Source organism: Staphylococcus sp. HMSC34C02 (genome assembly GCF_001838705.1).
GTDB classification, from domain to species: domain Bacteria; phylum Bacillota; class Bacilli; order Staphylococcales; family Staphylococcaceae; genus Staphylococcus; species Staphylococcus borealis.
In genome coordinates, this window is sequence record NZ_KV838589.1 from 33,542 (window position 1) to 40,613 (window position 7,072).

General features: G+C 35.5%; 7 protein-coding genes. 1 reads left to right on the plus strand and 6 read right to left on the minus strand.

Going from position 1 to position 7,072, the window contains the following annotated elements; translation table 11 throughout:
• Nucleotides 1–217 precede the first annotated feature (217 nt).
• Genes HMPREF3239_RS08510 through HMPREF3239_RS08535 form a run of 6 tightly spaced genes read right to left on the minus strand, consistent with a single transcriptional unit; the run spans nucleotide 218 to nucleotide 5,814 of the window.
• Nucleotides 218–1,135, minus strand: coding sequence for a D-ribose ABC transporter substrate-binding protein (locus HMPREF3239_RS08510; protein ID WP_053030145.1), 918 nt, complete (start codon nucleotides 1,133–1,135; stop codon nucleotides 218–220).
• 19 nt (nucleotides 1,136–1,154) lie between these two features.
• A complete protein-coding gene (gene rbsC, locus HMPREF3239_RS08515) occupies nucleotides 1,155–2,093 on the minus strand; it encodes an ABC transporter permease subunit (RefSeq protein WP_053030146.1) in 939 nt (312 codons plus the stop codon).
• Complete coding sequence (locus HMPREF3239_RS08520; protein WP_053030147.1) at nucleotides 2,074–3,570, minus strand: sugar ABC transporter ATP-binding protein; 1,497 nt, start codon at nucleotides 3,568–3,570, stop codon at nucleotides 2,074–2,076. The genes rbsC and HMPREF3239_RS08520 overlap by 20 nt, the downstream gene beginning before the upstream one ends.
• Before the next feature lie 12 nt (nucleotides 3,571–3,582).
• Nucleotides 3,583–3,972, minus strand: a complete 390-nt coding sequence (rbsD, locus tag HMPREF3239_RS08525; protein WP_053030148.1) for a D-ribose pyranase — start codon at nucleotides 3,970–3,972, stop codon at nucleotides 3,583–3,585.
• Nucleotides 3,965–4,846, minus strand: coding sequence for a ribokinase (rbsK, locus tag HMPREF3239_RS08530; RefSeq protein WP_053030149.1), 882 nt, complete (start codon nucleotides 4,844–4,846; stop codon nucleotides 3,965–3,967). Before rbsK ends, rbsD begins: the two co-directional genes overlap by 8 nt.
• On the minus strand, nucleotides 4,843–5,814 hold the full coding sequence (locus HMPREF3239_RS08535; RefSeq protein ID WP_053030150.1) for a LacI family DNA-binding transcriptional regulator: 972 nt from the start codon (nucleotides 5,812–5,814) through the stop codon (nucleotides 4,843–4,845). The genes rbsK and HMPREF3239_RS08535 overlap by 4 nt, the downstream gene beginning before the upstream one ends.
• Before the next feature lie 243 nt (nucleotides 5,815–6,057).
• Between HMPREF3239_RS08535 and HMPREF3239_RS08540 the strand changes: the two genes are divergently transcribed.
• Nucleotides 6,058–6,921 (plus strand): helix-turn-helix transcriptional regulator, encoded by an 864-nt coding sequence (locus tag HMPREF3239_RS08540; protein ID WP_053030151.1) that lies wholly within the window; start codon nucleotides 6,058–6,060, stop codon nucleotides 6,919–6,921.
• The last annotated feature ends 151 nt before the right edge of the window (nucleotides 6,922–7,072 follow it).

Below are 7,072 nucleotides of genomic sequence, written 5' to 3' on the forward strand. Positions count from 1 at the left end.
GGAGTGGGACAGAATTCTTTTTAAATTCGTCGTCTCTCTCCCAACTTGCTTTGCTTGTAGCATTTCTTAGTGAAATTCTCTTTGTTGGGGCCCCGCCCGCAAGGGTGACTAGAACTGAAAAAAGCTTGATTTAAGCGCATTTTCAGTTCAGTCAGCTACTGCGAATTTGCAAAATAGCTTCATTAGATTATTTATGTCCCAGGCTCTTTTTTTCTAGTTAACTCTTACTTTGTTTTAACTTTAATGGCACTTTAATTTGTTTATCGACAGAATCGCCTTTCATTAGACCATTAACTACTTTAATTGCTTCTTTACCCATAAGTTCAGGTTGTTGCGCAATTGTCGCATCTAGTTTGCCATTTTTAATGGATTTCATCGCATCTTCATTACCATCAAATCCAATGACTTGAATATCCTTACCACCAATTGCTTCTATTGCACCTAAAGCCATTTCATCATTTTGGGCAAAGATTGCTTGGATATCAGGGTGTGCTTCAAGCATGTTTTGCGTTACATTTAACCCCTCTGCTCTATCAAACTTTGCACTTTGTTTGGCGATGACTTTTAACTGCTTATCAGCAACGTCGTGGAACCCTTTACCTCTTTCTCTAGTCGCACTTGCCCCAGGTACACCTTCAAGTTCACCCACTTTGGCATTTTTACCGACTTTATCTACCAAGTAATTTCCAGCCATTTTACCACCTTCAACGTTATCTGACGCAATAAATGACGCTACATCACCTTTATCTACAGATCGGTCTAACGTAATTACCGGAATCCCCTCGTTATTAGCTGATTCTACCGCACTTGAGATTGCACTTGAATCTGTCGGGTTAACAATTAAGTAATCCACTTGTTGTTGAATTAAATCTTCAATGTCATTCGTTTGTTTTGCTGAATCATCTCGTGCATCTACAACTTTGACTTTCATCCCTTGTGCTTTGGCATCTTTTTCAATACCATTTTTAATTTTAACGAAGAATGGATTGTTTAACGTTGAAATACTTACACCAATTGTAATCTCTGATTTTTTCTTATTTGTTTTACCATTTTTATCATTTTTCAAAGGTGATTCTAAGGAACATGCTGCTAAAAATAGGACGAGTGCTAATGTAATGGCTAATAATTTCTTCATATTGTTATCCTGCTTTCTCTTATTTTTTACGGTCAATTAATACCGCAATTAAAATGACTACACCTTTAACGACTTGTTGATAGAATGAAGACACACCGAGTAAATTTAATCCATTATTTAAAACACCTATGATAAGTACACCTATAAGTGTTCCAACAATTCGTCCTTTACCACCTGTCAATGACGTACCACCAAGCACGACCGCGGCAATCGCATCTAACTCATAAGACATACCTGCTGTTGGTTGTGCAGAATTTAGACGTGATGTTAGTATTCCTCCGGCTAACGCTGACATTAATCCTGAAATACCATAAATAAAGATTTTAATTTTATTCACTTTAATACCTGAAATTTTAGCTGCTACCTCATTCCCACCAATTGCATATGTATGACGACCGAACGTTGTTTTTTGAAGAATGATAAGTAAAATGATAAATACGATAATCATCGTTACTGCTGGTACCGGAATACCAATAAAATAGCCTTTACCAAATAGTTGGAATAAATAGCTATCACCTAAATTAGTGATTGGATTGCCGTCAGTAATGACTAATGTTAATCCACGGAAAATCGTCATTGTCGCAAGTGTTGCAATAAATGGCGCCATATTCCCTTTCGTCACTAGTAAACCGTTGACTGCACCCAAAACAAAACCTATCAGTACACCTATAATTAAGGCGATAATTGGATCAACACCACTTGTAATCATCAGTGCAATAAACGCAGATGATAAAGCAAGGATTGAACCTACTGATAAATCTATGCCACCAGTTAAGATAATAAATGTCATCCCAAAGGCAATCAGACCATTGATAGAAATTTGTCTTAATAAGTTGAGTAAATTAGATAAATCTAAAAATGATGGATTTAAAATACTCACTACAATAATTAATAAAATCAGACCAATAAATGGAATAATCTTTTCCATGAACGATGTTTTAGCTGTTAACTGTTTCATTTAAAGTTCCCCCTGTAGCTAACGTCATAATATTTTCTTCTGTAATTTCATTTCCTGTAAGATCTCCTTTGATATTACCTTCATGCACGACCATCACTCTATCGCTCATACCAATGACTTCCGGTAATTCAGATGAGACCATAATAATAGACACACCACGATCTGTAAGTTCATTCATAAGTTGATAAATCTCTCTCTTAGCGCCAACATCAATACCTCTTGTAGGTTCATCCAATATGATGATTTGCGCACCCGTACCAATCCACTTAGCTAATACGACTTTCTGTTGATTACCTCCTGATAATGAACCAGCTGGTAGCTTGCCTGGCGATTTAATGTTCAGTCTTTTGCGCATCGTATCAACAAATTGCTCAGAACTCTTATCGTCTACGATGCCATGTTTTGAAAAGCTAAATAACGAAGGTAACACCATATTGTCTTGAATGGAGAAGTCTAAAATTAATCCTTCTTCCTTACGATTCTCGGTTATAAAAGCAAGTCCATGTTTCATCGCTTCAATTGGGGACGTGATCGTCACTGGTTGACCTTTAATTTCAATGTCATTGTCTGCTTTATCCACACCAAATAAACTGCGCATCATTTCCGTACGTCCTGCACCCATCAAGCCACTTACACCTAGTATTTCACCTTCTTTAAGATAAAATGATTGATTCTCAATATGATGTAGCGGATTATTGAGACGTTTTACATTTAAGATAATATCTTGTGGTTCATACGTTCTATGTGGAAATTGTTCATCTAATTCGCGTCCTACCATTGCTTTCACAATTTGGTTGTACGTTAGATGACGTGTTTCATCGTACATCACAGAAACGCCATCACGCATGACTGTTATTTCATCTGAAATCTCAAATATTTCAGCCATTCTATGCGAAATGTAAACAAAGGCAACACCTTTTGCTTTTAAATTACGAATCATATCGAATAAACGTCGGATTTCTTTGTCTGTTAAGGTAGCTGTCGGTTCATCCATAATAATGATTTGTGCTTTCGTCATCATCGCTTTAGCGATTTCTATCATTTGTTGCTCACCAATCGAGCAATCTTTAACTACTTTATTTAACGGAATGTAGAAATCTAATTCTTTAAATACTTGTTCTGCCTGTTGTTTCATTGCTTTTGTATTGAGTATGCCCATTTTGTTGCGGATTTCTTTTCCTACAAATAAATTATCGAGTACTGTTAATTCTGGATATAAATTCAATTCTTGGTGTATAAAGGTTAATCCTTTTTCTTCCGCTTCTTTAGGATTACTATATTCTATTTCAACATCAGAATACGTCATGACACCTTGATCTTTCTTATGAATACCTACTAAAATTTTCATTAGCGTCGATTTTCCAGCCCCATTTTCTCCCATTAAGGCATGGACGGTACCTGGTTTCAAAGTAAAGTCAACACCCTTAAGCACCTCGTTATCACCAAAGGCTTTATGAATATTAGTCATTTGAATCATTAATCTCACCCCTTAAAATATGACACCACTTTGAAGTATGATGTTTGCATATGGTGTTGCTTCACCTGTACGTATAATCGCTTTTGCATCCTTCGTTAATGCTTTAAATGTTTCATGATCGACTTTTGTTATGTCTGAAAAGTCATGTGTCACTTGCTTATAAATAGGTGCATTGTTTACTTCCATTTCCTCGGCTATCGTAATATGTTCAATTTCCATGTGCTGCTTAAGGACGTCATAAACGTCTAGGAAACTAGGCTTCCCTAACGTTAGTGCTAGGTCAATCTTCTTAACATCTTTAGGCACTGGTAGCCCACAATCGCCGATTACAATTTGATCTGTATGTCCTAAGTCGCTAAGTACCTTTGAAATTCCGCTGTTTAATATGCCTGTTTTATACATCGAATTCACCTTCTATTTCTGAAAAGGTCGGCATACCACCTTGAGCGCCCATACCTGTTACTGAGTGACTTGCTGCTAAATTCGCAAGTGTAAGGGCCTGTGCGATGGAATATCCCTTTTGTAATCCTACTGCGAAAGCACCATTAAATGTATCTCCGGCACCTGTGGTATCTTTAACTTCTCGCTTAAATCCTGCGATATGAACCTTTTTAGTGCCGTTATGATACATAGCACCTTTATCCCCTAATGTAATAATCAGTTTGTTAGGATAATGTGCTAACGCTTCATCAATGTTAGTCTGGAACATCGCGTTACTCTCTGTTTCATTAGGTGTAATATATGTCGCTTTATCAATGACTTCTGCTTCTACTTCTCGGAATGGTGCCGGGTTAAGAATTGAGATTAAATCATGATCATCACAATAAGTTATGACGTCTTTAACTGTTTCGGCAGGAATTTCTTGTTGAATTAATACAATGTCGCCTGCTTGCGCTTGTTTTAATGCTTCCAATGCATACGCTGAAGTCACATAGTTGTTGGCTGAAGGCACCACAATAATGCTATTGTCATTGTCTGATAGTGTAATATGCGCTGTCCCTGATGCCGAATGTGTAACGGGTTTCAGAAATGTCGTTAAAACATGGTTATCTTCTAAATTTGTGAAAATTTGATTGCCAAAATCGTCATCCCCAATGCGTCCTACCATATACACATCATCACCAAGTCTGGCAGCTGCTACGGCTTGGTTCGCACCTTTGCCTCCAGGTGTCGTAAAGAATGACTCACCTAGTACGGTTTCGCCTTTACTTGGTACTCGATTCGTAGAAACGACTAAATCAATAGATAAACTTCCAACTACATAAATACTTGTCATTTTGTCTTCCTCCTTGTAGATTCTCTATAAATTAAATCAACATCTAATACTACTTTCGTTGTGATGTCATTATGTTCTAATTGTTGAATCAAACCTAATGCTGCTTGCTTACCAATATCATATGCAGGCTGTTTGATGGTTGTGAGACTTGGATAAAATAGCTTAGCTAACGGGATATCATCATACCCAATGACTTGTATGTCATCTGGAATAGTAATATGTAAATCATGTAACCATTTCATCATTTTCAGTGCTGATACATCATTGCTACATATCACACTATCGATATCATTGTACTTAATGTAACGCTGTAATTTATCCATAGTAATATCACGCTCATCTTCAATCCATAATTGAATGCCCTGACTTTCTAACGTCGTTCTTGCACCGTTGAATCGTTCTTCAAACGAACGATAATTCAGGTCTTGATGTAGCACTAATACACGTTGCGCATTGCCTTCTATGATTGCCTCAGCTTGTAATTGACCACCTTTATAATGATCTGCTTCGATACATTGTTGATTATCTGTAACGCGGTCAATGAGAACATAGGGTAATTGATAGGAGTTGAATTGATCAAAAGCAAATTGCGTCGATAATTGTGAAGCAATGACGCCACTGCAATTATTCACTTTAAATGTGGTTAAATAGTTAAGTTCTTTATGTTCTTGCATTTCACCATTACCAATCATGACATGATACCCTTTTTGAATTGCAGTATCCTCAACACCTTTAGCAACAATTGTAAAAAATGGATTACTCATATCTGGTAAAAGCAGTCCAATCGTTTTAGATTTCTTAGTGAATAAGGTTCTTGCAGTTTCATTTGGATAATAATCTAGGTCTTTGATGACTTGTTCAATTCTTTTACGTGTTGCTTCTTTAACATAACCACTTTTATTAATCACTCTTGAAACTGTGGCTACTGAAACATTTGCTTGTTTAGCCACTTCTTTAATCGTTCTCACTTTGCCACTCCTTTTATGTGTAACCGCTTACACAAAAATTTATCACTTTTTTCTTTTAATTGCAATATTAAATAAAACATTTATAGATTATTACTTTTGTAAATGTACGCTATCTTATTATTTATGTTTATTGATATATCGCTACTTTTTAAATTTGGAATTATACACATTACAAAAATAATATGATACTATATAGTTAATTTTCAAAGTAAATACAGAATTGATGCAAAGGGGACCCAATTCTTGGATAAATCAACTCGTATACTAAATATTTTAACTTTGCTTCTTAAAGGTTATGTTGTTACGCAACAAGACTTAAATCAATTCACTGATGTAAGTAAAAAGTCAATTCAACGTGATATTAATACGATTAACACTTTCTTTTATGAAAATGAGTTTTGGAATCCTAGTAATACTAGAGTCGTTTATAATCATCAATTGGCAGGATACGAACTTAAGCAGGATACTCAAAGTAAACACAGTTTGGGCATTCTGAGTCTGCTCATTAAACTTCAAAGCTTAACGCCTATATTGCATCACGATATTCATAAATTTTTACTTAGTTCAATTACTTCAATGAAAGTTTCAGATAAACATGTTTTAATGAGTACGTTACATCAATTTAAAATCAGACAAGAATTATTGCCTGGGAAACATCTCATGCTCCTCCAAAAAGCAATCGTGAATAAAGAAATTGTTCGCATTGAACTTCAAGATAAAAAGATAGTGGTTAAACCATTATCTATCTTGTATATGCATTATGACTATTGGTTTACATATGAAGAGGATCATGAAATTGAGACGATTCTTCTTCGAGATATTCTGTCTGTTAAGATTTTAAATTTAAAATTTAAGAAAGATGGCACATGTAATCCTGTGTTATTCCAAATTCACACACACTTTTGGAACCAATTCCAACAACAGTTTTCAATTAAGGAAGTCGTTGAACACAGCGAAGATAGTATCACAGTATGGGTGAATTGTACGCGTTTCGATGCGTACTATATCGCTTATCAATTAGCGCCACATGCTAAGATTCTGAAACCACAGTCATATATTGATAGTTTTATAGAAAGGTTAGATGAGATCAAAGGTATTTATAAATAATGAAAGTGTTCGTAAAGTAGTTCATAGATAGATTTCGCTTGCTTAAGTTATTTCGCTTTCCTGTGGGAAAGGCTCTAAAGCAGTTCTTTGATTTTAATCATTAGAACTACTTGAGGTTGGGACATAAATAATATAATAATGCTATTTTGCA

What these genes read in the sequence shown, in the direction of transcription:
- rbsC (WP_053030146.1), bottom strand. Translation starts at nt 2,093, where the DNA reads ATGAAACAGTTAACAGCTAAAACATCGTTCATGGAAAAGATTATTCCA.
- rbsK (WP_053030149.1), bottom strand. Translation starts at nt 4,846, where the DNA reads ATGACAAGTATTTATGTAGTTGGAAGTTTATCTATTGATTTAGTCGTT.
- HMPREF3239_RS08510 (WP_053030145.1), bottom strand. Translation starts at nt 1,135, where the DNA reads ATGAAGAAATTATTAGCCATTACATTAGCACTCGTCCTATTTTTAGCA.
- rbsD (WP_053030148.1), bottom strand. Translation starts at nt 3,972, where the DNA reads ATGTATAAAACAGGCATATTAAACAGCGGAATTTCAAAGGTACTTAGC.
- HMPREF3239_RS08520 (WP_053030147.1), bottom strand. Translation starts at nt 3,570, where the DNA reads ATGATTCAAATGACTAATATTCATAAAGCCTTTGGTGATAACGAGGTG.